We start from the raw sequence: 23,432 nt of genomic DNA, 5'->3' as shown, positions 1-23,432 counted from the left end.
ATAACCCAATTGGCTATTTTTATATCCGTTATTTGTAAAGATTTAATAGCATTATTCAACAGCTAACATACCGGTCATATTCTTCTTTCGATAAACAACGGTCGTGAGAATCAACGGAACAATAATGGCGACAAGCATAGCTAATGCGTAAATTAGCCAAAATTGCGGTTTAATCGAAAGAATGCCTGGCAAACCACCCACACCAATACCGTTTGCCAATACACCATTCAATCCACAAATTAACCCGGCTAAACCAGAACCAATCATGGCGCAGAGCATAGGAAATCGATATTTAATATTAATACCGTACATTGCCGGCTCAGTGACGCCTAAATAGGCGGAGATAGCCGCAGGTATGGATAATTCACGTTCATTATGCTTTTTGCTGACTAAAATAATACCAACAACCGCTGATCCCTGAGCAATATTGGATAGCGCAATAATAGGCCAGATCGGTGTTCCACCTATACTTTGAACCATCTGCATATCTATGGCTAACGTGGTTTGATGAATACCGGTAATCACCAACGGCGCGTAAAAGAACCCAAATAAAGCCGCCCCAACAGGAGCAAAACTTCCGGTCATCAATGCCTTAACAACCCAAGCTACTCCATCGCCAAGTAACCGACCAAATGGCCCAATAAGGCTATGTGCTAAAAAGGTCGCCAATATTAACGAGACGACTGGAACAATAACTAAATAGAGATAACTAGGAACCACCCGTTTTAACTGAACTTCAATCCACCCCAAAGTAATACCCGCCAAAAGTGACGGAATAACCTGCGCCTGATAACCCACTTTTCCAATTGTGAACAGGCCAAAATTCCATAGCTCAGGGATTTGTTGCCCTAAGTTATAAGCGTTCATTAATTGCGGCGAAACCAGTGTTACTCCCAATATAATGCCTAATATCGGTGTTCCACCCATCATCCTAACCGCCGACCAACAAATACCCACTGGCAGATAGAAGAATATCGCCTCTCCTAACAGCCATAAAAAATCATATATTGTTTTCCAAACGGGATACATTTGAGCTAAAGTTTTACCTTCGCTAAAAGGAATATCACCAATAATGTTACGGAAGCCTAGAATAAGCCCGCCGCTAATTAATGCTGGCAAGAGAGGAAAAAATATTTCCGCAAACTTAGAAATGAAGCGCTCTTGCCATTTCATATTTTTCTTCTCAACCTGTTGTTTATCCTTTTTATTCAATTCAGATTGACCAAGATAACTATTTAAAACCTGATAATAATCACCAACATTCGTGCCTATCACTACCTGAAATTGTCCCGCATTGGTAAAACAGCCTTTAACCATCGGTAAATTCTTTATCTCATCTGGCTTGGCTTTAACTGGTTCAACTAATATAAACCTCAATCGGGTAATACAATGAGTTACACTGGCTATATTTTCACAACCACCGATTAATGTAATTAGTTTTTCTATATCTTTAGAATTTATCTTGTTTTTCATAATAGCCAGTCATCATAAGTGAATATCAATTACTAATTAGCATGCTTAGTAAACTAATTTCATCCTAATATCATTTGGTTATGCTTGTCATGGGAACGTTCCCAAAAATGGGTTGAAGATCACATTGAGGCGGCAATATTTCTTATTTTTAAGCCAACTTACTCGGAATGATTACTTGTTGTTTGGCGTATTGGCGATTTATTTGCGCGATTAATTGACCGGCTGCATATTTACCTGCTTCACTATAACCCAAATCAATAGAAAGAGTTTTAGGGTATAAAAAGTTCAATAAAGGTGTATTACCAATGCTACCTATTTGTATATCTTCCCGATTATTTTGCTGCAAATATTTATATGCCCCTAACGCCAAGCTATCGGTTGCACAGATTAAAGCTGTTGTTTTCTCTCTCAATACCTTATTAACATGCTGAAATCCACTCTGATAGCTTAAATCACATTGAACAGAAAGCGGGAGCAAATCTTTCTGTTCACAGCAAGCCAGATAGGATTGATGGCGAAGCAAACCTGTCGTGGTATCACAATCGTCTACGCCGAGAAAACTAATATTTCTGTGCCCCCGCCGATAGAATTCATTCATCAATAAACGGACAGCGCCGATATCGTCATAACATACAGAAGAAAAACCGGTATATTCACGGGCAAATACCACTATTTTGTCACGCCAAGGGCAAAGAAGTTCTTCTGACAAGCCAGTAAAACCGAACAAAATAATGCCATCTGCATGACGTAACGCTAACTGACGTAGATGCTCCTGTAAAAGTCGTGGATCAAAATTACTTTCCATAATAATCGGATCGTAACCATGCCGGTAAAACAGAGGCAACATAGTACTTATCGATAAATTCTCCGAAAAAGATCCCAGACGCGACACAATTAACGCAATAATTTTGTCACTCTTTACTCGCATCGCTCTTGCTGACTTCGATGGAATAAAGTTATTTTGTTGGATAATCGCTTCAACTCTTTCACGTACTTGTGGACTGACGCTATTTTCATTGTTTAATACCCGCGAGACTGTTGATTTACCAACATTAGCCAAGCGGGCGATATCTTTTATTGTTAATTTATTCGACATGATATCTCATAAAAATATTATTGAGGTCTTTAGTTTCTTACAAAAATATTGTAAGAAACTAAATTTATATTGTTAATAATTATGAGCTTTAACCTGTGGTCGTAAGAAGATAGCAGGAAAAGCAACCAAAGCCATCATCCAGAAAATGCCACTGTGCAGATAATCATACATAAATCCGGCAATTACCGTCATAACAGCGATACCGCCCCCCATCGCCAATGCGGAATAAGCCGCTTGCAAACGCACAATTTCCCCTTCCTTTCTCGCGCCGATAAAACGCATCGCCGCCAAATGACAGACAGTGAACGTACCACAATGCAAGATTTGAACGATAATCAACACCGGTAATGAAGTGAATGTCCCCATTAATCCCCAGCGAACAACACCACAGATACCAGAAAGCAGCAGAAGATTACGGGCGCTCCAGCGTCGAAATAATTTATTACTCAGAGTAAAAATAATCACTTCAGCCACTACGCCCAATGACCAGAGATAACCGACTACCGAGGCAGAATAACCCACGTTTTCCCAATAAATTGCACTGAAACTGTAATATCCCGCGTGGGCGCCCTGCAATAACCCCACACATAACAGGAATCGGCGTACCGATTTTTCAGACAACAACTGTTTAAATGACACGACATCCACTTTAGCAGATTTAGCTTGCCCAACCGGCATGATAGAGGGCTTAAGTAATGTCACCAACAACGTAGAGAAAACGCTAAACAATATTGTGATGAGGATGGCACGATGTCCCCAGACAGAGATCAATTCCCCGGTTAATGCTGAGCTGATAATAAAGGCAATTGAACCCCAAACCCGTATTTTGCCGTAATCAAGAGGAAATTGCTTTTGCCATGTTCCCGCTAGCGCATCACTCAATGGCATCATCGGCGAAAAAAATAGGTTGAAACCAATCATGACGAATAAGAGCCATGCCCAATGATTTCCTAATGTAAAACCAACAACGAAAATCATCGTCAGCAATGCCAATATACGCAGTGCAAGAATAAGTTTTGCGGGATCTTTAACTGTAGGCGCAATTAATAAACTACCTAAAAAACGGGAAATCAAGCCTGCGCCTAATATCATCCCTATCATATCGTGCTCTATACCTTCACCCTGGAGCCAGGTCGCCCAGAAAGGTAAAAATATCCCGTAAGAAAAGAAATATGTGAAGTAATCTAACGCCAGCCAGCGCGTCGATCGAATAACCATTAGTCCCCCTGGTAAAAAATGCAAAAAACCCGCCCTTAACTAACTTAGTTAGCTCAAGAAATTAGATATTGAGAGTTATCTTGAAATGGATATTCCCAAGGGAATATCCACGCATCACTCTTCAATCTCTCACTTAAGCAAACAATGTTAGCCGGAGCAGGTTTTATACCCGTCATCTTTCAAGTTGCCTCTTTGTTGGCTGCGCTCACTCACCCCGGTCACATAGTTCCCTATGCTCCCGGGGATTCGCTCCCTTGCCGTCGCGATGCATCTTGAAATCCATTGGGTATATAATGACTTATTGAAATTTTAATTTATGCGTAAACCGGATATTTTGCGCAAATAGCCAAAACTTTCTGCTTAGTTGTTTCAATGGTCGCTTCATCATTGATGTTGTCCAATACATCACACATCCAGCCAGCCAATTCACGTGCTTCAGCTTGTTTAAAACCACGGCGAGTAATCGCAGGCGTACCGATACGCACACCAGAAGTCACAAATGGGCTCTTCGGATCATTAGGTACGCTATTTTTGTTTACCGTGATATTTGCGCGGCCCAACGCTGCATCGGCATCTTTACCCGTGATGTTTTTATCAACCAGATCCAGCAGGAACAGGTGATTTTCCGTACCGCCAGAAACCACTTTGTAACCACGTGCCAAAAACACTTCAACCATAGCCTTCGCGTTATCAGCCACCTGATGTTGATACGCTTTGAATTCTGGTTCCATTGCTTCTTTCAATGCCACCGCTTTACCTGCAATAACATGCATCAGCGGCCCACCCTGACAACCAGGGAACACAGAAGAATTGAGTTTTTTATACAGCTCTTCGTCGCCGCCTTTCGCCAGAATCAAACCACCACGTGGGCCGGCCAGTGTCTTATGCGTCGTGGTCGTGACGATGTGAGCATGAGGAACCGGGTTCGGGTACACGCCTGCGGCGATCAGGCCAGCAACATGTGCCATATCAACGAACAGATAAGCGCCAATGCTGTCTGCAATTTCACGCATCTTTGCCCAGTCAACCACACCGGAGTAAGCCGAGAAACCGCCGATAATCATTTTTGGCTGGTGTTTTTGAGCTTGTGCCGCGATATCGTCATAATCGATTTTACCGCTTTCATCGATGCCGTAAGGCACAACGTTATATAACTTACCGGAGAAGTTAACCGGAGAGCCGTGAGTCAAATGACCGCCATGCGCCAAATTCATCCCCAGAACCGTATCGCCTGGTTGCAACAAAGCCATATAAACTGCCGCGTTCGCCTGAGAACCAGAGTGTGGCTGCACGTTGGCATAATCAGCGCCAAACAGCGCTTTAGCACGATCGATAGCTAATTGCTCAACAACATCTACATATTCACAACCGCCGTAGTAGCGTTTACCCGGATAACCTTCAGCATATTTGTTAGTGAGTTGAGAGCCCTGAGCCTGCATAACTCTTGGGCTGGTATAGTTTTCAGAAGCAATTAACTCGATATGTTCTTCCTGACGAACAACTTCCTGCTCCATCGCCTGCCATAGTTCGGGATCATAACTAGCAATATTCATTTCACGCTTTAACATTGGGTTCTCCTGACTCAGCTAACTTCTCTTCAAAAACACCCCAAGGGGCCGAATGGCACACAGTGTAAACCCTTTTCACCGAATGAGATAGTCTTGACAAAATATTTTACGCAAACGATTGCATATCTATTGCAAGCAAGGTATCTGCGCTAAATAACGTAATGAAAATCACGCTGTATTTTTCCTCTTCGTCGGAATTTATGACCTAAAATAAACAATTACTTAGGTTAAATATCTTTTAGACATGTTTTTCTCACCATAAAGACCGCCTTCTATATTTACAAAGCCCCCAAAAGGGTATAAGTTGTATTTAAAATACATGTTATAACTTTCATTACCCACTTGAAAGAAATTCAGGAGCTTCACCATGCTGGATAGCCAAACTATTGCAACTGTCAAATCAACGATTCCATTACTTTCTGCTACTGGTCCACGACTGACAGCACATTTCTATGAACGGATGTTTAAACATAATCCTGAGTTGAAAAATATTTTTAATATGAGCCATCAACTTAATGGCGATCAGCGTGAAGCCCTGTTCAACGCGATCTGCGCCTATGCCGCCAATATTGACAATTTAGAGGTACTACTACCGGCAGTGGAAAAAATCGCGCATAAACACGCTAGCCTGAATATTCAACCAAAGCATTATCAGATTGTCGGTACTCATCTGTTGGCAACATTGGATGAAATGTTCCAGCCGGGAAATGAAATTCTGGATGCCTGGGGAAAAGCTTATGGCGTGCTTGCTGATGTTTTTATCAATCGTGAAGAGCAAATCTATCATAGCGGCGAATCAACCGATGGCGGCTGGCGTGGTTTGCGTCCATTCCGTATCAGCAGGAAAGAGCTAAAAAGCGATGTCATTTGCAGCTTTGAATTTGTACCACGAGATGGCGGGAAAGTGATGGATTACAAACCTGGCCAGTATCTGAGCATTTATCTGGAAGATAATAGTTTTGACAACCGAGAAATTCGCCAGTATTCATTGACGGCGGCGCCAAACGGCTCCAGCTACCAGATTGCAATTAAACGTGAGCCGCAAGGAACTGTTTCCAACCATATGCACGATAAGATGCAAGAAGGCGATACCGTCTGGCTGGCCGCTCCACGCGGTGATTTTTTCCTTGATATTACATCAGAAACGCCGGTTACATTGATTTCTGCGGGCGTTGGCCTGACTCCCATGATGAGTATGCTGCATTACCTCCACCAGCAAAACCATAATAGCCAGATTAACTGGTTACATGCGGCGGAACATGGCGGCCATCACGCGTTTAGCGATGAAGTCGCAACAATGGCGCAAACAATGCCAAATTTTGCTAGCACAATTTGGTACCGCGAACCAAGGGATGAAGATCAACAAGGTATTCATTATCAACACCAAGGTTTTATGGATCTGACAGTTCTGAATGAAGCGTTGAAAACAAAAGGAATGCATTTCTATTTCTGTGGTCCAGTTCCCTTTATGCAATATGTAGCGAAACAGTTATTGGATATGGGAATTGATCAGCAATTTATTCACTATGAATGTTTTGGCCCACATAAAGTGATTTAAATTTTCAGCTTAATATTAAAAATATTATACGGCGATAATAGCCAATATAGTGAATTAAACAAAAACTATATTTAACTTAAAGGCTCTAATATTCATGTGTATTGAATGTGTTTAATGTGACTGAAAAAACCAATTCATCACTATTTTAGATGGCTTTATGGCGTTTATTTATCATGGAGCCCGTCCTATTGGACGTCAGCTCCATTGATTTCAAAAGTCATGGGTAAGTTTACTCTGACTAGCAATTAATTTTGCTCCACAAGCTGTTTGCATTCCTTCAAGCGCAATAGGTTTTCCTTTATATTTTAAAGAGCCAGAACCCTGAATAATAGGAAATACACCTTTACATTGAGGACACTCGACCAAATCTTCTTGACCTGCTATAGGAACACCATTGTGAGTATATTCATCAATAGCGGTAATAACCTTACCGCCATGATCTGTTGTATCACCTAATAGAATAACCGCTTTTGACATGAAAGTTCTCCCTCGTTTTTCGATTGGTAAATAACATCATTTTCCCATTAAACTTCAGTAATTAATGGTAATAATCCCAGATTTACCAATTGAATTTCAACATCATTGGATTTATCAATATCATCCTGATCTCTTCCATCAAAAATACCTTTTTTGGTGATAATTAAAGTGCCGATCTGTTCATTATTCTGGTACACAGGAAGCACATCCTCCGCCATAGGCAGATAGGATTTATCAATAATGCGGGGCTGGTAAAGCATCCAACCAACACTGAGGCGATCAGGGAAAACTTGTTTGCCTTTTAAGGTATAGCCGTTAGTTTCTACTTGAATATAAGGAAAATCACGACTGGTCGCTAAGTATTTAACTAAATCAATTAATCGGGATAGACTAAGCTGACTAGTATCAGTCGTTAAATTTAATACTAACCAAACCCAATTGGGACGAAAAGTTGATGATTTAAAGTAATCAATTCCGCTATCCAATTCATCCTTTTCACCATCCCATATACCAGTAATAAGAGCCGGAAAATTTTTCCTATAATCTTTTTCAAAACTTCTTATGGCAACTTCAGTTGGCCCCTGCTCATCAAATACAATATGTTTCAAGGCATCTTTACGGGAATATCCCTTTAAGAACCAGTTTCTTTTCTGTCCCAGCAAGATATCTATTTGTCGAGTAATATGAAACAAATCTATCAATGCGATATTAGGAGTAATGTTTTCTTGTTGCTCATAACGTACATTAAATTTTATATGAATTATTGCCATGTTAACCTCGTGTTAAACTAAACTGTCGCAAGGGGTATAGTGAACACTGATATTTTTATATTCACCGAACAATATCTTAAAATAGCTAGAACTGACAGGTTGTAAAAAATGCCATTCCACCTGGGGAGTATTTTCCAATGCATCACAAACTACTTGATGTCTGCGTGCTTGGCCTTTAGCGGAATAAATTCCCTGCCACCAATTTTTAGGATTTCCTTCACTATTAAAAAACTGGTCATATCGTGCTTTAGCCTCCAGAAATAAGCAATACGCTGGCCGCCAGCCATCAAAGGTCACTTTCAGGCACTGAAACTCCTGGATCATTTGTGTGGCCGGGTCATATTTAGTTTTAGCAATAAATCGCTGATAGTTAATCGTGGTGGCGCTCCAACGACTAACCTTACGATATTTCTCATTCGTCACCGGAATAGCCAGGCAAGTCTTACACTCTCTTTTAGTTTCCGTTTTTTCACATTCTTCCGTTTCAGACTGGGCTTTAGTTTGAACCGCACTGGTATCAACAGATTCATCCCCTAAATCATCGTCCTCCCAAAAATCCGCATGAACTTCGGCACTCCAGACAATATTTCGATCTTCATCCGTGATGTCAGGGCTGATTACAAAGTCCGTTTTTTTATGTTGAATGTTGTCATCGTCTATCACGGATTTATCTTTACCGGCTTCCATGATGCCGACTGCAATTAATACCCCAGCACAGGCGCTGGCGACATATTCAGCCGCACCCACTGCAACAGGGGCTAATAAGGGTATTGGCATATTAATGTCCCCTGTTTATCTTATTTTTTGCAATAATAGGAACACCATTGTGAGTATATTCATCAATAGCGGTAATAACCTTACCGCCACGATCTGTCGTATCGCCTAACAGAATAACCGCTTTTGACATGAAAGTTCTCCCTCGTTTTTCGATTGGTAAATAACATCATTCCCTCATTAAACTTCGGTAATTAATGGTAATAATCCCAGATTTACCAATTGAATTTCAACATCATTGGATTTATCAATATCATCCTGATCTCTTCCATCAAAAATACCTTTTTTGGTGATAATTAGAGTGCCTATCTGTTCATTATTCTGGTACACAGGGAGCACATCTTCCGCTATAGGCAGATAGGATTTATCAATAATGCGGGGTTGGTAAAGCATCCAACCAACGCTGAGGCGATCAGGGAAAACTTGTTTGCCTTTTAAGGTATATTCATTCGACTCTACCTGAATATTCGATGAATTACGGCTCAAGGCCAAATAGCTAACCAAATTAATTAACCTCAATATATCAAGCTGATGACTGTCAATATTTAGATTCAATTGCAGCCAAACCCAGTTAGGACGAACACTTGGCATTTTGCTATAATCTATGCCACTAGATAATTCATCCTTTTCACCATCCCATATACCAGTAATAAGAGCCGGAAAATTTTTCTTGTAATCTTTTTCGAAACTTTTTATAGCAACTCCAGTTGGCCCCTGCTCATCAAACACAACATGTTGCAGAGCCTGCTTTCGGGAGTAACCAGTTAAATACCAAGTCTTTTTCTGCCCAAAAAAGATGTCAATTTGCCGTGTGATATTAAATAAGTCTATTAATGCCGTATTAGCGGTAATGGTTTCCTGCTGTTGATAATATACATTGATTTCTAAACGGATTATCGCCATGTTGACCTCGGATTAAACTAAACTATCGCAGGGGTATAGTGGACACTGATATTTTTATATTTACTAAATAGTACCTTAAAATATCCATAACTGATGGGCTGTAAAAAGTGCCATTCCACGAAAGGTGCTCCTTCTAGCGCATCACAAACCATTTGATGCCTTTCTGCTTGATTCCTAGCTGAATAACTGCCCGTCCACCATCTTTTAGGTTTATTATCCTTAAAAAACTGGTCATATCGCGCTTTAGCCTCCAGAAATAAGCAATACGCTGGCCGCCAGCCATCAAAGGTCACTTTTAAACATTGAAACTCCTGGATCATTTGTGTGGTCGGGTCATATTTAGTTTTAGCAATAAATCGCTGATAGTTAATCGTGATGGCGCTCCAGCGACTAACTTTACGATATTTCTCACTCGTCACCGGAATAGCCAGGCAAGCCTGACACTCTTTTTTAGTTTCCGTTTTTTCACATTCTTCCGTTTCAGACTGGGCTTTAGTTTGAACCGCACTGGTATCAACGGATTCCACCCCTAAATCATCGTCCTCCCAAAAATCCGCATGAACTTCGGCACTCCAGACAATATTTCGATCTTCATCCGTGATGTCAGGGCTGATTACAAAACCCGTTTTATTACGGTGAATGCTGTCATCGTCTATCACGGATTTATCTTTACCGGCTTCCATGATGCCGACTGCAATTAATACCCCGGCACAGGCGCTGGCGACATATTCAGCCGCACCCACTGCAACAGGGGCTAATAAGGGTATTGGCATATTAACTTCTCCTGTTTATCTTGTTTTTTGCAATAATAGGAACACCATTGTGAGTATATTCATCAATAACGGTAATAATCTTACCGCCACGATCTGTCGTATCGCCTAACAGAATAACCGCTTTTGACATGAAAGTTCTCCCTCGTTTTTCGATTGGTAAATAACATCATTCCCCCATTAAACTTCGGTAATTAATGGTAATAATCCCAGATTTACCAATTGAATTTCAACATCATTGGATTTATCAATATCATCCTGATCTCTTCCATCAAAAATACCTTTTTTGGTGATAATTAGAGTGCCGATCTGTTCATTATTCTGGTACACAGGGAGCACATCTTCCGCCATAGGCAGATAGGATTTATCAATAATACGAGGCTGGTAAAGCATCCAGCCGACACTGAGGCGATCAGGAAAAACCTGCCTGCTTTTTAAGGTATAGCCGTTAGTTTCCACTTGAATATAAGGAAAGTCACGGCTGGTCGCTAAATATTTAACTAAATTAATTAATCGGGATACATTCAGTTGGTTGCTGTCAATTTTTAAATTGAGTTCTAACCTAACCCAGTCAGGATGCCCCGATTTTGATTTATCATAAATAATGCCACAAGATAACTCATCTTTTTGACCATCCCACATCCCATTGATAAATGAAGGAAAATTCCCCCTATACTCTTTTTCAAAGTCCTTTATTGCAACGCTTGTAGGACCTTTTTCATCAAATACAATGTGTTTCAAGGCTTCTTTTCGGGAATAACCAGTCAAATACCACATCTTTTTTTGCACGAAAAAGATATCGATTTGCCGTGTTATACGAAATAAATCCATTAATGCCGAATTTACGGTAATAACTTCCTTCTGTTCATAACGTACATTAATTTTCAAACGAATTATTGCCATTTAGACCTCTAATTAAGCTGTCATCGCCAAATTGACACAGGATGTATAGTGAACACTGATATTTTTATATTCACTGAACAACATCTTAAAATAACTAGAACTGACAGGTTGTAAAAAATGCCATTCCACATGAGGAGTCCCCTCCAGTACATCACAGACCACTTGATGTCTTTTTGCCTGATTTCTCGCAGAAACCTGACCTTTCCACCAACTTTTTGGTTCACCTTCAGTATCAAAAAATTGGTCATATCGCGCTTTGGCCTCCAGAAATAAGCAATACGCTGGCCGCCAGCCATCAAAGGTGACTTTCAGGCATTGAAACTCCTGAATCATTTGTGTGACCGGGTTATATTTAGTTTTCGCAATAAATCGCTGATAGTTAATCGTGATGGCGCTCCAGCGACTAACCTTGCGATACTTTTCAATCGTCACCGGAATAGCCAGGCAAGCCTGACACTCTTTTTTAGTTTCCGCTTTTTCACACTCTTCCGTCTTAGACTGTACTTTAGTCTGAACCGCACTGGTATCAACGGATTCCTCCCCTAAATCATCGTCCTCCCAAAAATCCGCATGAACTTCGGCACTCCAGACAATATTTCGATCTTCATCCGTGATGTCAGGGCTGATTACAAAGCCCGTTTTTTTATGTCGAATGTTGTCATCGTCTATCACGGATTTATCTTTACCCGCTTCCATGATACCGACTGCAATTAATACCCCGGCACAGGCGCTGGCGATATATTCAGCCGCACCCACTGCAACAGGGGCTAATAAGGGTATTGGCATATTAACTTCTCCTGTTTATCTTGTTTTTTGCAATAATAGGAACACCATTGTGAGTATATTCATCAATAACGGTAATAATCTTACCGCCACGATCTGTCGTATCGCCTAACAGAATAACCGCTTTTGACATGAAAGTTCTCCCTCGTTTTTCGATTGGTAAATAACATCATTCCCCCATTAAACTTCGGTAATTAATGGTAATAATCCCAGATTTACCAATTGAATTTCAACATCATTGGATTTATCAATATCATCCTGATCTCTTCCATCAAAAATACCTTTTTTGGTGATAATTAGAGTGCCGATCTGTTCATTATTCTGGTACACAGGGAGCACATCTTCCGCCATAGGCAGATAGGATTTATCAATAATACGAGGCTGGTAAAGCATCCAGCCGACACTGAGGCGATCAGGAAAAACCTGCCTGCTTTTTAAGGTATAGCCGTTAGTTTCCACTTGAATATAAGGAAAGTCACGGCTGGTCGCTAAATATTTAACTAAATTAATTAATCGGGATACATTCAGTTGGTTACTGTCAATTTTTAAATTGAGTTCTAGCCAAACCCAGTTAGGACCTCTTGTAGACAGTTTATTATAACTAATACTATTCGCTATCTCATCCCGCTCGCCATCCCACATATCTTCAATAAGTGAAGGAAAATCTCTTTTATAAGATTTTTCAAAATAACTCACTGTCTTTTCTGTTGGCCCTTGTTTATCAAACACAATGTGTTTTAGGGCCTCTTTTCGTGAATAACCAGTTAAATACCATATTTTTTCCTGCCTGAAAAAAATATCGATTTGCCGTGTAATATGAAATAAATCCATTAACGCTGTATTTACAGTAATGGTTTCCTGTTGTTCATAATACACATTAATTTTTATACGGATTATTGTCATTTAAACCTCGAATTAGACTCTCGCCATTAAATCTGCACAGGGAGTATAGTAGACACTAATATTTTTAAATTGACTAAACAGTACCTTAAAATAAGCATAACTGATTGGTTGTAAAAAATGCCATTCCACATGCGGTGTACCCTCTAGTGCGTCACAAACAATTTGATGCCTTTCCGCCTGTTTTTTACCCGACTTACTCCCTTTCCACCAAATTTTAGGTTCACCTTCAATATCAAAAAACTGATCATACCGAGCCTTGGCCTCCAGAAACAGGCAATACGCTGGCCGCCAGCCATCAAAGGTGACTTTCAGGCACTGAAACTCCTGGATCATTTGTGTGACCGGGTTATATTTAGTTTTCGCAATAAATCGCTGATAGTTAATCGTGATGGCGCTCCAGCGACTAACCTTACGATATTTCTCATTCGTCACCGGAATAGCCAGGCAAGCCTGACACTCTTTTTTAGTTTCCGCTTTTTCACACTCTTCCGTCTTAGACTGTACTTTAGTCTGAACCGCACTGGTATCAACGGATTCCTCCCCTAAATCATCGTCCTCCCAAAAATCCGCATGAACTTCGGCACTCCAGACAATATTTCGATCTTCATCCGTGATGTCAGGGCTGATTACAAAGCCCGTTTTTTTATGTCGAATGTTGTCATCGTCTATCACGGATTTATCTTTACCCGCTTCCATGATACCGACTGCAATTAATACCCCGGCACAGGCGCTGGCGATATATTCAGCCGCCCCCACAGCGACAGGGGCTAATAAGGGTATTGGCATATTAATGTCCTCTGTTTATCTTATTTTTTGCAATAATATGAACACCATTGTGAGTATATTCAACAATAGCGGTAATAACCTTACCGCCACGATCTGTCGTATCGCCTAACAGAATAACTGCTTTTGACATGAAAGTTCTCCCTCGTTTTTCGATTGGTAAATAACATCATTCCCTCATTAAACTTCGGTAATTAATGGCAGTAATCCCAGATTTACCAATTGAATTTCAACATCATTGGATTTATCAATATCATCCTGATCTCTACCATCAAAAATACCTTTTTTGGTGATAATTAGAGTGCCTATCTGTTCATTATTCTGGTACACAGGGAGCACATCTTCCGCTATAGGCAGATAGGATTTATCAATAATGCGGGGTTGGTAAAGCATCCAACCGACGCTGAGTCGATCAGGGAAAACCTGTTTATTCCGTAATGTATATTCGTTGGTTTCCACCTGAATATAAGGAAAGTCACGACTAGTCGCTAAGTATTCGACAAGTTCAATTAACCGGAAAATACTAAACTGACTGCTGTCAATTTTTAGGTTCAGTTCTAATTTAACCCAGTTAGGACGTTTTATTGACTGTTTACTATAGCTAATACCACTAGATAGGTTGTCCTCTTCGCCATCCCACATATCTTCAATAAGTAATGGAAAATCTTTTTTATAAGATTTTTCAAAATAGCTCACGGTCTTTTCTGTTGGCCCTTTTTCATCAAACACAATGTGTTTTAGTGCTTCTTTTCGTGAATAACCAGTTAAATACCACGTTTTTTTTCGCCCGAAAAATATATCAACTTGTCGTGTGATACGAAATAAATCCATTAACGCAGTATTAACAATAATAGTTTCCTGCTGTTCATAACGTACATTTATTTCTATACGAATTATCGCCATATTTACCTCGAATTAAACTGTTGCCACTAAATCGTAGCAGGGTGTATAGTGAACACTAATGTTTTTATGTTCAACAAATAGCGACTTAAAATAAGCACAACTTATGGGCTGCAAAAAATGCCATTCCACATGGGGTGTATTATCTAATACGTCACATACAGCTTGTTGTCGAGCACCTTGTTTTCTTCCTGCTTTCATCCCTTTCCACCAATTTTTGGGTCTACCCTCACTATTAAAAAATTGGTCATACCGCGCTTTGGCCTCCAGAAATAAGCAATACGCTGGCCGCCAGCCATCAAAGGTGACTTTCAGGCACTGAAACTCCTGGATCATTTGTGTGGCCGGGTCATATTTAGTTTTAGCAATAAATCGCTGATAATTAATCGTGATGGCGCTCCAGCGACTAACTTTACGATATTTCTCACTCGTCACCGGAATAGCCAGGCAAGCCTGACACTCTTTTTTAGTTTCCGTTTTTTCACACTCTTCCGTCTTAGACTGTGCTTTAGTCTGAACTGCACTGGTATCAACGGATTCTTTCCCTAAATCATCGTCCTCCCAAAAATCCGCATGAACTTCGGCACTCCAGACAATATTTCGATCTTCATCCGTGATGTCAGGGCTTATTACAAAGTCCGTTTTTTTATGTTGAATGTTGTCATCGTCTATCACGGATTTATCTTTACCGGCTTCCATGATGCCGACTGCAATTAATACCCCAGCACAGGCGCTGGCGACATATTCAGCCGCACCCACTGCAACAGGGACTAATAAGGGTATTGGCATATTAACGTCCCCTGTTTATCTTATTTTTTGCAATACAAAGAATATCTTTAAACTGTTGCTCGGATTTCTGATCAGGAGATTCCAAAGCAGACTTGATTGACGAGGCATGCTGAAAATCAGGATTAAATGCGACCAGAGATAAATAGGATTGAATCAAGTATTTATCCTGAAAGTTTAATGTCAGCAAATAATCATAAGCAGCCATTAGCCGTTCGTTAAGCGAAGATGGGGAAGGAATTAAATCCGCATGTTTGGTAAGAAGTTCGGTCTGTATGCGATCAACCACCGTCTGTTTTTCCAATCTGGTGATAATATCAAACTGTTCCTGAGTCAATTCAATCATAATGGAGCTCCTGACACCGAATAATAAGTGGTATGGTATTGATAAACCCATTTATCAATACCATGCGTAAATGCAGACAATTGCTCATGGCTAAAAATGTCACTGATGCGATGCAAAATACGGGGATCATAAAAACGTAGCAGTGCCGTCTGTTTTGTCGGCAGTTGAATATTCAAATATGGTACAAGATGGTGGGTCAACTTATCTAATGATAGAGCGGTTAACAGCCATGACACTGCCGGATATGTTTCTTCGAGGGTTGATAATTTATCTTGCCACTGATGAGCATATTCCATATCAAACAGCCACGGGCCTGCAAACGCAACTTTTGAATCTGGATAGTGCCGGAATAGTGGGTTGTTGACACCCACGATATAATTAATTTCTTCACCAAAACAACGCTCATACTGCAAACCACTCACCAACGCATAAAGCCGAACGCCGGGATGTTCTTTCTGATAATTAACCAGTTTTTCGCTTAATTCAGGTGTCATAATTACCCCCGGATAACGGTTATTGCTTCTTCAAGCTCAGCTTTCATCAAACAACTGAGACAAATTTCTTTAAGTGGTGCTTTAGCAACAGGAGTGGATATTTCAGCACTGACCTGTTTCAGTTTATCCAGCATATCCGGCAACTTTCCTCCCCAACCCGAACCTGTGCCCGGTGTTCCACTGGCAAAACTAATCCCGGCACTACTACTGATACCACTGGCATCAATTTTAATAAAATGCCCCGCAGCCTGTAAGGTGAGCTCGCTGCCGGCATCAATAACCACCTTCGCCCCGGAACTGAGATGAATTTCATTTCCACTTTGTACCAACAACGCATCGTCAGCTTTGATATGAAGTTTTTGCCCGGTTGAAACGGAAATATCATGCTTCGCCAGAACTCGATATTCATTATCAACACGTAAGTGGGCGTCGTGTTTAATATGATGAGTCCGATTATGTGCAATATTGACCATTTCATCGTTTAAAATCTCAGTTTTCATATTCTTCTGAGCATGAATATAGATTTCTTCATCGCCTTTATCATCGTCAAAACGCAGTTCATTAAACCCTTCCCCTTTATGGGTTTTTGATCGGATTAACATTTGCGTTTTTGCCATCGGTAAACGGTTCGGTGGGATATTGACGGCATTATAGGTTCGTCCAGTAATAATCGGCTGGTCAGGATCGCCATGCATAAAATCAACCAGCACTTCCTGACCAACACGCGGGATGGTAATCATTCCCCAACCGTGTCCAGCCCAAGCTTGGCTAACTCTTATCCAGCAAGAACTTTGATCATTAAGCTTGCCATACCGATCCCAGGCAAATTGCACCCGTACCCGTCCATATTCATCACAAAATATTTCTTCTCCCTCCGGCCCCACCACGGTGGCAATTTGCAGGCCATCAATATGTGGCTTGGGGTAAGGCAAGGGACGCCATACCCGGTTGGGACTACCAAAGGTAAAACCATTCGTCAAAGTCGTCCCTCTGCGATCAAAATGAGATTCATCTGCTTGAGGTTGATAGCCACGGTGAGTAATTTGGATTATTTGCCACGGCGCATTAAATTTTTCTTTCGGATGATCAGTAAGCGTAAACCACATGCCCGGCAAGAGAGCAAAACTGTCACTCTGCCCACTGCCGAGCAAAGCATCATTACGCAATGCCTCCAACCGATATTGACTTATCCGTTGTCCATTTCCATCTTTATAACGTCCGGGAAAGTCATAGTAATAGTAGCTATTTAAATCCGAACGCTGATTATTGATGTACCTATGGCTCTCATGGAATTGAAAATCAGCATACCACCGGGGATGTTTGAATGTGTAATCTCTCACCGAAACTTCAGCAATGCCCACCCTTTCCCCCCAACGAAACTGGCTGATGCAACACTGGTTGCCTGTGGCATCAAGTTCTGGGTTGTAGGGCAGTGAAAGAGAACCATTCTTGGCATAAGAGTCAACAAAAACCATTGTCGGCTCGCCCTTACCCTGATCAAAGTGATAGTAATAAAAGATCCCCTCATCAGCTAACAGACGCTGTAAAAAAGCCAAATCACTCTCATCGTACTGAACACAGAATTCCCGCGCTGGATGTTCATAACGCAATAGGCAAGAGAATTGACGAATGCCATTTTCTTTCAATAGCCTATCAATAATATCGGTAACGGATTTATTCTGAAAAATACGGGAGTTAACCCGCAATCCGGCACGCCACAAGGAAGGATGGATGGAGGGTCAGGTAGTAACAACTACGATAACGGCCCGTTGTTTCCTGCACAAAATGAGTCACAATCCCAGTGATATAACGCTCAGGCTGCCCGTCACGATAAACAGTCAATGTAGCGTATTTATCCAGAACATCCGCAAAATCAATGTCTGGATTGGCACAAGTTAGTGTGGCTTGCAAACTGAATAGCGTTGACAAGGCTTCATCCAGTGTAAATTCAACCACAGCAAAAGTTTTCACAGGGAGATTACCGGCTGTGAGAGTAAAAACAAGTCCGGTTCGTTCCACATTAAGATCATTAACCATAAGCATTATTACCTATAATTGAGTTGTCAGTCCGCAATATACCCACACGAAATGATCACAAAAGAATCAATTATGATATTTTTTAATCAATCAGGCAATAAGATCATAAGAAAATATGATGAAATACAACATTGGCGCCACAGTGGAATTTGGTAACTTTCAAACGAACTTTCCGCAACTCTGTTATCATCCATATCCCAAACAGCGCCATGTGGCATAGATGCTTTGATTATCTCAAGAATCATCTTTAATCGGTTTTTTAAAGATAGCCTTAAATTCTCCCAATAAATTTAAATTGATAATAGTCATTGAGGTTAAATGATTGATAATTGATTTAAAACACATTCAGTAATTTACAAAAGATAAATTTATTTATCAAAACGGCATACGGCCACCTTGAGAATAATTAATTTATACTGTATTTTCAAATAATTATTTAATTAACCACATCACTGGTTATGGATAATTAGTATATTTATCTAATCCTTATATTATATTGACAGAATTTTTACTGCATTCTAAATATTTTCTATATTAGCCAATATTTTAATTCTGTATGCAAATATCCTATTTTCCTTTAGAAATTAATTATCGAAAACTCCGGCGATTTTTATCGAGGGTGACCATAGATTTATCCGCCTATCACCACCCCCAAAATTTAAATTAAACTAAATCGCCTCTTCGTCCTGCTCGCCGGTACGGATACGCACAACACGCGCCACGTCGAATACAAATATTTTACCATCGCCGATTTTCCCGGTCTGCGCAGTCTGCATAATAGTTTCAACACAAGTATCGACAATATCATCTGGCACAATAATTTCGATTTTCACTTTTGGCAGAAAATCCACCATATATTCCGCACCGCGATACAGCTCGGTATGCCCTTTCTGGCGCCCAAAACCTTTTACCTCGGTTACCGTCATTCCGGTGATACCCACTTCCGCCAGAGCTTCACGCACATCATCCAGCTTGAAAGGTTTGATAATCGCATCAATCTTTTTCATGAAGTTTTCCTGTTGTTACCAATTTTTACGGCCGAAACCAGAGGTAATCGGGTAACGTCTGTCTTTACCAAAATTACGGTGCGTAATACGCGGACCCACCGGAGCCTGACGACGTTTATATTCGTTGATATCAACCAAACGAACAACTTTACGTACAATCTGCTCATCAAACCCCGCCGCCGCCAGCTCATCAACCGACTTATCCTGTTCTACATAACCTTCCAGAATATCATCCAGAATGTCATAAGGCGGTAAACTATCCTGATCAAGCTGCCCAGGCGCCAGTTCTGCCGATGGCGGACGATCAATGACTCGTTGAGGTATCGCCGGCGAAACGGTATTACGATATTTTGCTAATTCAAATACCAATGTTTTCGGTACATCTTTCAGCGCATTAAAACCACCCGCCATATCACCATATAATGTGGAATATCCCACCGCTGATTCACTCTTATTACTGGTCGTCAGCACCAGACGATGGCGTTTATTAGACATCGCCATCAGAATAACGGCACGACAACGCGCCTGTAAATTCTCTTCGGTGGTGTCTTTGACCGTACCCGCAAATAGAGGTTCGAATTGTGCCATAAATGCATCAAACATCGGTTCGATCGACACGACATTAAACTCAACACCCAACATGTCAGCTTGTTCTTTAGCATCTTCTATACTCATTTCAGATGTATAGCGAAATGGCATCATAACAGCCTGAACATGATCTTTACCCAATGCATCAACAGCAATTGCCAACGTTAAGCCAGAGTCAATCCCCCCGGATAAGCCCAACAGCACGCCTTGAAAACCATTTTTGCGCACGTAATCATGCACTGAAAGGACTAATGCCTGATATACCTGCTGCAATGGCGGTAATTCAGGCGCCGGATTAACCATAGGTTCAATCTTTAATTCATTAAAGCGGCATTGTTGGATTTGTTCATTAAATGCGGCTAACCGATGAGTCACTTCACCATTTGTATTAAAAACTTTAGAACAGCCATCGAAAATCAGCTCATCCTGACCACCAACCTGATTAAGATAAATCATAGGTAAATCTGTACGTTGGCAATGTTCTCTAATCAGTTCATAACGAATATAAGGTTTTTCACGATTATAGGGAGAAGCATTAATAGAAAGAATTAAGTCTGCGCCAGCCTGTTTTAAGGCATCAATCGGTTCATCAAACCATAAATCTTCACAAATTAATAAGCCGAGATTGTAGCCCTTAAATGGCACAACACAGCTTTGATCGCCCGCTTTAAAATAGCGTTTTTCATCAAAAACACCATAATTTGGCAACCGTTGTTTGAAATAACGGGCCAAAATTTTCCCTTGCCAGAATAAGGAAAGCGCGTTGTAAATCTCCCCGTCCTGCTCCCAAGGATGACCAACTAAAATAGCCGTTTGACAACTGGCCGCCTGTAAACGCGCTAATTGCTCACGGCAGCGCTGATGAAAATCAGCCCGGAATAATAGATCTTCTGGAGAATAACCGGATAGCGCCAGTTCAGAAAACATCACCAAATCAGCACCTTGTTGCTGTTGTTCCTGTACTGTCTGCAACATACGTTCACAGTTGCCTTCAATGTCGCCAATCATCCAATTAAGCTGTGCAAGGGCAATATTAAGAGTACGGCTCATACAATTTGGCTCTCCCAAACCACCAATCTTTATACCAGTGTAAAAACTTCCTGAGCAGCAGAGAAGTTATTCTTTAAAATCATTCGCATCTAATTCATGACGCGCCAGTAATTTATAAAATTCAGTCCGGTTACGTCCCGCCATACGCGCAGCATGGGTCACATTACCTTTGGTCATTTGCAGTAATTTACGCAGATAATTCAATTCAAACTGATTTCTGGCTTCTACAAACGTGGGTAACGCTGTATTTTCCCCTTCCAGCGCCTGCATAACCAAGGCTTCACTAATAACCGGCGCGGTAGTTAGCGCCACACACTGTTCGATCACATTAACAAGCTGACGCACATTGCCAGGCCAACTTGCCGCCATCAGGCATTTCATGGCATCAACGGAGAAACTACGGACAAAAGGTTTGTGACGTTTCGCTGATTCACGCAATAGATGATTCGCCAATAAAGGAATATCTTCAACCCGGCCATTCAAAGCTGGAATTTTCAAGTTCACCACATTTAAGCGGTAATAGAGATCTTCGCGAAATTCATTTTTTGCCATTGCCTTCGGTAAATCACGGTGAGTCGCGGAGATAATCCGTACATCAATATCCAGATCGCGGTTACTTCCGAGCGGGCGTATTTTACGTTCCTGCAATACCCGCAATAACTTAACCTGCAAAGCCAGCGGCATATCACCGATTTCATCAAGAAACAGCGTTCCCCCTTGTGCAGTAAGGAATAGCCCTTCACGGCTACTGACCGCGCCGGTAAATGCCCCTTTGGCATGACCAAACAGTTCTGATTCAAGGAGTTGTTCCGGCAAAGCACCACAGTTAATCGCGGTAAACGGTTTTTTCGCCCGTGGACTGGCGCGGTGAATTGCCTGGGCTAACACTTCTTTCCCGGTACCACTCTGACCGTTTATCAGCACGCTTACATCAGATTGCGCGACCATTCGCGCCTGCTCCAACAAACGCAACATAACAGGACTGCGGGTAACTATCTGCTCCCGCCACTGTTCATCACTGGCGGGCGTGGTTAACGCCAATGCGCCATCAATCGCTTTATAAAGCGCATCCCGATCAACCGGTTTAGTCAGAAAACTAAAGACCCCCTGTTGAGTGGCCGCCACGGCCTCAGGAATTGAACCATGAGCAGTCAGAATAATAACCGGCATGCCCGGTTGTTGCTTCTGGATTTCAGCGAACAGCGCCATACCATCCATTTCATCCATACGCAGGTCGCTGATCACCAAATCGATTTTTTCTTTAGTTAACAGTTTCAACGCTTCACCGCCACTTTCTGCGGTTGTGACACGAAAACCTTCACTGGTAAGACGCATTCCCAACAATTTCAACAAACCAGGATCGTCATCAACCAGAAGAAGATGGGCCGGCTTACGCGCTGTCATGGTGCTGCTCCTTTATCTGATTCAGAGGTATTGTTTGGCGTACTGTTTTTGTTAGGTAATGTCGTCTCTGGCGTTTCAACATGTTTATCTGAATTGCCTGATCCAGTACTTCCCTGATTTTGCTTACGGGAAGAGAGCTGACGCTCAATATCTGTCAGGTTTTCCAGTTTACGAGAAGTTTCTTGTAGCTCAAATTCCAACCGCGCGCGACTTTCACGCAGACGATCAAGTTTATTATCCGTATCTGCCTGTAATTTTTGGAATCTTGCCCGCTCCTCAGCCACGGCAATTTGCTGCACCTGCCGTTCGCGCCATAATTGTAATAACGACCGCAATGAATCTGGGAATTTCAACCGGTATTTGTTGAGATTTTCAACTATTTTCCGACGCTCAGACAACGTAGGCCCGGCACTGTTAAGCAAGATACTTTGTTTAAACGCCATATCCCAAGTAACCGGAAGCGTGTATTTCGCCATATTACGTGCTTTCGCTGATGTCAGGCGATCTGAACAGCTCATCAATCGCAACCAGTAAAGCGCATTCTCAATCGACGACGACGTCTCTAAATCCCACATTAACTCACACTCTGCAATGCGGTAATCCGTTATCTGTTGCTCTGGTATTACCATTTGCGTCACTGCCGCTAAATTATTATTAACCGGATTTTTGACGCAACCCGCCAATAAGAAAGCGACGAAGATCAACAATATCATGCTAAAACCCCAAACTGAAACTCGTGGTAATAACAATCTGGCAACCAACACGTTTTTCCCAGGTTGTACTGCAATATTCTGCCGATCCGTCTTTTGTACAAAACGGTAAGTAGACCTGTTATGCATTA

At 41.4% G+C, this 23,432-nt stretch carries 27 protein-coding genes and 1 pseudogene; 1 reads left to right on the top strand and 27 read right to left on the bottom strand.

Translation table 11 applies throughout. From position 1 onward, the window contains the following. Positions 1-51: 51 nt before the first annotated feature. The 4 genes from treB to glyA form a co-directional block, all read right to left on the bottom strand. On the bottom strand, positions 52-1,473 hold the full coding sequence (gene treB / locus TI10_RS14970) for a PTS trehalose transporter subunit IIBC (RefSeq protein ID WP_049584222.1): 1,422 nt from the start codon (positions 1,471-1,473) through the stop codon (positions 52-54). A 148-nt stretch (positions 1,474-1,621) separates the two neighbouring features. Next, positions 1,622-2,569: a trehalose operon repressor TreR gene (treR, locus tag TI10_RS14965; protein ID WP_049584221.1), complete on the bottom strand. Its 948-nt coding sequence runs from the start codon at positions 2,567-2,569 to the stop codon at positions 1,622-1,624. Between the two features lie 72 nt (positions 2,570-2,641). Next, the gene (locus TI10_RS14960; protein WP_049584220.1) at positions 2,642-3,787 is read right to left on the bottom strand and encodes a 3-phenylpropionate MFS transporter; all 1,146 of its coding nucleotides are present in this window, start codon (positions 3,785-3,787) and stop codon (positions 2,642-2,644) included. A 314-nt stretch (positions 3,788-4,101) separates the two neighbouring features. Continuing rightward, positions 4,102-5,355: a serine hydroxymethyltransferase gene (glyA, locus tag TI10_RS14955; RefSeq protein ID WP_049584219.1), complete on the bottom strand. Its 1,254-nt coding sequence runs from the start codon at positions 5,353-5,355 to the stop codon at positions 4,102-4,104. 364 nt (positions 5,356-5,719) lie between these two features. Between glyA and hmpA the strand changes: the two are divergent. Next, positions 5,720-6,913, top strand: a pseudogene (gene hmpA / locus TI10_RS14950) (NO-inducible flavohemoprotein); the annotation flags it as partial. A gap of 210 nt (positions 6,914-7,123) precedes the next feature. Here hmpA and TI10_RS14945 read toward each other — a convergent pair. The 23 genes from TI10_RS14945 to qseG form a co-directional block, all read right to left on the bottom strand. Further along, positions 7,124-7,390: a PAAR domain-containing protein gene (locus TI10_RS14945; RefSeq protein WP_049584217.1), complete on the bottom strand. Its 267-nt coding sequence runs from the start codon at positions 7,388-7,390 to the stop codon at positions 7,124-7,126. Positions 7,391-7,437: 47 nt separating this feature from the next. After that, a complete protein-coding gene (locus tag TI10_RS14940; protein ID WP_049584216.1) occupies positions 7,438-8,160 on the bottom strand; it encodes an Imm52 family immunity protein in 723 nt (240 codons plus the stop codon). A 12-nt stretch (positions 8,161-8,172) separates the two neighbouring features. After that, positions 8,173-8,937, bottom strand: a complete 765-nt coding sequence (locus tag TI10_RS14935; protein ID WP_049584215.1) for a restriction endonuclease fold toxin 5 domain-containing protein — start codon at positions 8,935-8,937, stop codon at positions 8,173-8,175. Position 8,938: 1 nt separating this feature from the next. Next, a complete protein-coding gene (locus TI10_RS26065) occupies positions 8,939-9,067 on the bottom strand; it encodes a PAAR domain-containing protein (RefSeq protein WP_336431717.1) in 129 nt (42 codons plus the stop codon). A gap of 47 nt (positions 9,068-9,114) precedes the next feature. Continuing rightward, on the bottom strand, positions 9,115-9,837 hold the full coding sequence (locus TI10_RS14925; RefSeq protein ID WP_049584214.1) for an Imm52 family immunity protein: 723 nt from the start codon (positions 9,835-9,837) through the stop codon (positions 9,115-9,117). A 17-nt stretch (positions 9,838-9,854) separates the two neighbouring features. Further along, complete coding sequence (locus tag TI10_RS14920; protein WP_049584213.1) at positions 9,855-10,610, bottom strand: restriction endonuclease fold toxin 5 domain-containing protein; 756 nt, start codon at positions 10,608-10,610, stop codon at positions 9,855-9,857. A gap of 1 nt (position 10,611) precedes the next feature. Then, a complete protein-coding gene (locus TI10_RS26380) occupies positions 10,612-10,740 on the bottom strand; it encodes a PAAR domain-containing protein (RefSeq protein WP_279615327.1) in 129 nt (42 codons plus the stop codon). A gap of 47 nt (positions 10,741-10,787) precedes the next feature. Beyond that, entirely contained in the window at positions 10,788-11,510 is a 723-nt protein-coding gene (locus tag TI10_RS14910; RefSeq protein WP_049584212.1) for an Imm52 family immunity protein, read from the bottom strand. Positions 11,511-11,522: 12 nt separating this feature from the next. Further along, complete coding sequence (locus tag TI10_RS14905) at positions 11,523-12,296, bottom strand: restriction endonuclease fold toxin 5 domain-containing protein (protein WP_049584211.1); 774 nt, start codon at positions 12,294-12,296, stop codon at positions 11,523-11,525. Between the two features lies 1 nt (position 12,297). Beyond that, positions 12,298-12,426, bottom strand: a complete 129-nt coding sequence (locus tag TI10_RS26375) for a PAAR domain-containing protein (protein ID WP_279615327.1) — start codon at positions 12,424-12,426, stop codon at positions 12,298-12,300. 47 nt (positions 12,427-12,473) lie between these two features. Next, on the bottom strand, positions 12,474-13,196 hold the full coding sequence (locus TI10_RS14895; protein ID WP_049584210.1) for an Imm52 family immunity protein: 723 nt from the start codon (positions 13,194-13,196) through the stop codon (positions 12,474-12,476). A 12-nt stretch (positions 13,197-13,208) separates the two neighbouring features. Continuing rightward, on the bottom strand, positions 13,209-13,982 hold the full coding sequence (locus TI10_RS14890; RefSeq protein ID WP_049584209.1) for a restriction endonuclease fold toxin 5 domain-containing protein: 774 nt from the start codon (positions 13,980-13,982) through the stop codon (positions 13,209-13,211). A gap of 1 nt (position 13,983) precedes the next feature. Further along, positions 13,984-14,112 carry a PAAR domain-containing protein gene (locus TI10_RS26370; protein WP_279615326.1) on the bottom strand — a complete coding sequence of 43 codons (129 nt, stop codon included), beginning with the start codon at positions 14,110-14,112 and terminating at the stop codon, positions 13,984-13,986. 47 nt (positions 14,113-14,159) lie between these two features. Then, positions 14,160-14,882 carry an Imm52 family immunity protein gene (locus TI10_RS14880; RefSeq protein ID WP_049584208.1) on the bottom strand — a complete coding sequence of 241 codons (723 nt, stop codon included), beginning with the start codon at positions 14,880-14,882 and terminating at the stop codon, positions 14,160-14,162. Positions 14,883-14,894: 12 nt separating this feature from the next. Further along, the gene (locus TI10_RS14875; RefSeq protein ID WP_049584207.1) at positions 14,895-15,668 is read right to left on the bottom strand and encodes a restriction endonuclease fold toxin 5 domain-containing protein; all 774 of its coding nucleotides are present in this window, start codon (positions 15,666-15,668) and stop codon (positions 14,895-14,897) included. Position 15,669: 1 nt separating this feature from the next. Further along, complete coding sequence (locus TI10_RS14870) at positions 15,670-16,011, bottom strand: hypothetical protein (protein ID WP_049584206.1); 342 nt, start codon at positions 16,009-16,011, stop codon at positions 15,670-15,672. Further along, entirely contained in the window at positions 16,008-16,505 is a 498-nt protein-coding gene (locus TI10_RS14865; RefSeq protein ID WP_049584202.1) for a DUF4123 domain-containing protein, read from the bottom strand. Before TI10_RS14865 ends, TI10_RS14870 begins: the two co-directional genes overlap by 4 nt. Before the next feature lie 2 nt (positions 16,506-16,507). Next, a complete protein-coding gene (gene tssI / locus TI10_RS14860) occupies positions 16,508-18,211 on the bottom strand; it encodes a type VI secretion system tip protein TssI/VgrG (protein ID WP_053093456.1) in 1,704 nt (567 codons plus the stop codon). Beyond that, positions 18,201-18,542, bottom strand: coding sequence for a contractile injection system protein, VgrG/Pvc8 family (locus TI10_RS26365; RefSeq protein ID WP_053093455.1), 342 nt, complete (start codon positions 18,540-18,542; stop codon positions 18,201-18,203). Before TI10_RS26365 ends, tssI begins: the two co-directional genes overlap by 11 nt. Before the next feature lie 668 nt (positions 18,543-19,210). After that, a complete protein-coding gene (gene glnB, locus TI10_RS14855) occupies positions 19,211-19,549 on the bottom strand; it encodes a nitrogen regulatory protein P-II (protein WP_049584201.1) in 339 nt (112 codons plus the stop codon). Between the two features lie 15 nt (positions 19,550-19,564). Next, positions 19,565-21,187, bottom strand: a complete 1,623-nt coding sequence (locus TI10_RS14850; protein WP_049584200.1) for an NAD+ synthase — start codon at positions 21,185-21,187, stop codon at positions 19,565-19,567. Between the two features lie 66 nt (positions 21,188-21,253). Beyond that, positions 21,254-22,591 carry a two-component system response regulator GlrR gene (glrR, locus tag TI10_RS14845; protein ID WP_049584199.1) on the bottom strand — a complete coding sequence of 446 codons (1,338 nt, stop codon included), beginning with the start codon at positions 22,589-22,591 and terminating at the stop codon, positions 21,254-21,256. Next, positions 22,588-23,430: a two-component system QseEF-associated lipoprotein QseG gene (gene qseG / locus TI10_RS14840; protein WP_049584197.1), complete on the bottom strand. Its 843-nt coding sequence runs from the start codon at positions 23,428-23,430 to the stop codon at positions 22,588-22,590. Before qseG ends, glrR begins: the two co-directional genes overlap by 4 nt. Between the last annotated feature and the right edge of the window lie 2 nt (positions 23,431-23,432).

Source organism: Photorhabdus luminescens subsp. luminescens (assembly GCF_001083805.1).
Taxonomy (GTDB): domain Bacteria; phylum Pseudomonadota; class Gammaproteobacteria; order Enterobacterales; family Enterobacteriaceae; genus Photorhabdus; species Photorhabdus luminescens.
Note: the sequence above shows the minus strand (reverse complement) of the source record. Positions and strands in the feature narration are given on the sequence as shown.

Excerpts from the sequence above, each read along its gene's own strand:
- treB (WP_049584222.1), bottom strand. The coding sequence starts at position 1,473 with ATGAAAAACAAGATAAATTCTAAAGATATAGAAAAACTAATTACATTA.
- treR (WP_049584221.1), bottom strand. The coding sequence starts at position 2,569 with ATGTCGAATAAATTAACAATAAAAGATATCGCCCGCTTGGCTAATGTT.
- TI10_RS14960 (WP_049584220.1), bottom strand. The coding sequence starts at position 3,787 with ATGGTTATTCGATCGACGCGCTGGCTGGCGTTAGATTACTTCACATAT.
- glyA (WP_049584219.1), bottom strand. The coding sequence starts at position 5,355 with ATGTTAAAGCGTGAAATGAATATTGCTAGTTATGATCCCGAACTATGG.
- TI10_RS14945 (WP_049584217.1), bottom strand. The coding sequence starts at position 7,390 with ATGTCAAAAGCGGTTATTCTATTAGGTGATACAACAGATCATGGCGGT.
- TI10_RS14940 (WP_049584216.1), bottom strand. The coding sequence starts at position 8,160 with ATGGCAATAATTCATATAAAATTTAATGTACGTTATGAGCAACAAGAA.
- TI10_RS14935 (WP_049584215.1), bottom strand. The coding sequence starts at position 8,937 with ATGCCAATACCCTTATTAGCCCCTGTTGCAGTGGGTGCGGCTGAATAT.
- TI10_RS26065 (WP_336431717.1), bottom strand. The coding sequence starts at position 9,067 with ATGTCAAAAGCGGTTATTCTGTTAGGCGATACGACAGATCGTGGCGGT.
- TI10_RS14925 (WP_049584214.1), bottom strand. The coding sequence starts at position 9,837 with ATGGCGATAATCCGTTTAGAAATCAATGTATATTATCAACAGCAGGAA.
- TI10_RS14920 (WP_049584213.1), bottom strand. The coding sequence starts at position 10,610 with ATGCCAATACCCTTATTAGCCCCTGTTGCAGTGGGTGCGGCTGAATAT.
- TI10_RS26380 (WP_279615327.1), bottom strand. The coding sequence starts at position 10,740 with ATGTCAAAAGCGGTTATTCTGTTAGGCGATACGACAGATCGTGGCGGT.
- TI10_RS14910 (WP_049584212.1), bottom strand. The coding sequence starts at position 11,510 with ATGGCAATAATTCGTTTGAAAATTAATGTACGTTATGAACAGAAGGAA.
- TI10_RS14905 (WP_049584211.1), bottom strand. The coding sequence starts at position 12,296 with ATGCCAATACCCTTATTAGCCCCTGTTGCAGTGGGTGCGGCTGAATAT.
- TI10_RS26375 (WP_279615327.1), bottom strand. The coding sequence starts at position 12,426 with ATGTCAAAAGCGGTTATTCTGTTAGGCGATACGACAGATCGTGGCGGT.
- TI10_RS14895 (WP_049584210.1), bottom strand. The coding sequence starts at position 13,196 with ATGACAATAATCCGTATAAAAATTAATGTGTATTATGAACAACAGGAA.
- TI10_RS14890 (WP_049584209.1), bottom strand. The coding sequence starts at position 13,982 with ATGCCAATACCCTTATTAGCCCCTGTCGCTGTGGGGGCGGCTGAATAT.
- TI10_RS26370 (WP_279615326.1), bottom strand. The coding sequence starts at position 14,112 with ATGTCAAAAGCAGTTATTCTGTTAGGCGATACGACAGATCGTGGCGGT.
- TI10_RS14880 (WP_049584208.1), bottom strand. The coding sequence starts at position 14,882 with ATGGCGATAATTCGTATAGAAATAAATGTACGTTATGAACAGCAGGAA.
- TI10_RS14875 (WP_049584207.1), bottom strand. The coding sequence starts at position 15,668 with ATGCCAATACCCTTATTAGTCCCTGTTGCAGTGGGTGCGGCTGAATAT.
- TI10_RS14870 (WP_049584206.1), bottom strand. The coding sequence starts at position 16,011 with ATGATTGAATTGACTCAGGAACAGTTTGATATTATCACCAGATTGGAA.
- TI10_RS14865 (WP_049584202.1), bottom strand. The coding sequence starts at position 16,505 with ATGACACCTGAATTAAGCGAAAAACTGGTTAATTATCAGAAAGAACAT.
- TI10_RS26365 (WP_053093455.1), bottom strand. The coding sequence starts at position 18,542 with ATGGTTAATGATCTTAATGTGGAACGAACCGGACTTGTTTTTACTCTC.
- glnB (WP_049584201.1), bottom strand. The coding sequence starts at position 19,549 with ATGAAAAAGATTGATGCGATTATCAAACCTTTCAAGCTGGATGATGTG.
- TI10_RS14850 (WP_049584200.1), bottom strand. The coding sequence starts at position 21,187 with ATGAGCCGTACTCTTAATATTGCCCTTGCACAGCTTAATTGGATGATT.
- glrR (WP_049584199.1), bottom strand. The coding sequence starts at position 22,591 with ATGACAGCGCGTAAGCCGGCCCATCTTCTTCTGGTTGATGACGATCCT.
- qseG (WP_049584197.1), bottom strand. The coding sequence starts at position 23,430 with ATGCATAACAGGTCTACTTACCGTTTTGTACAAAAGACGGATCGGCAG.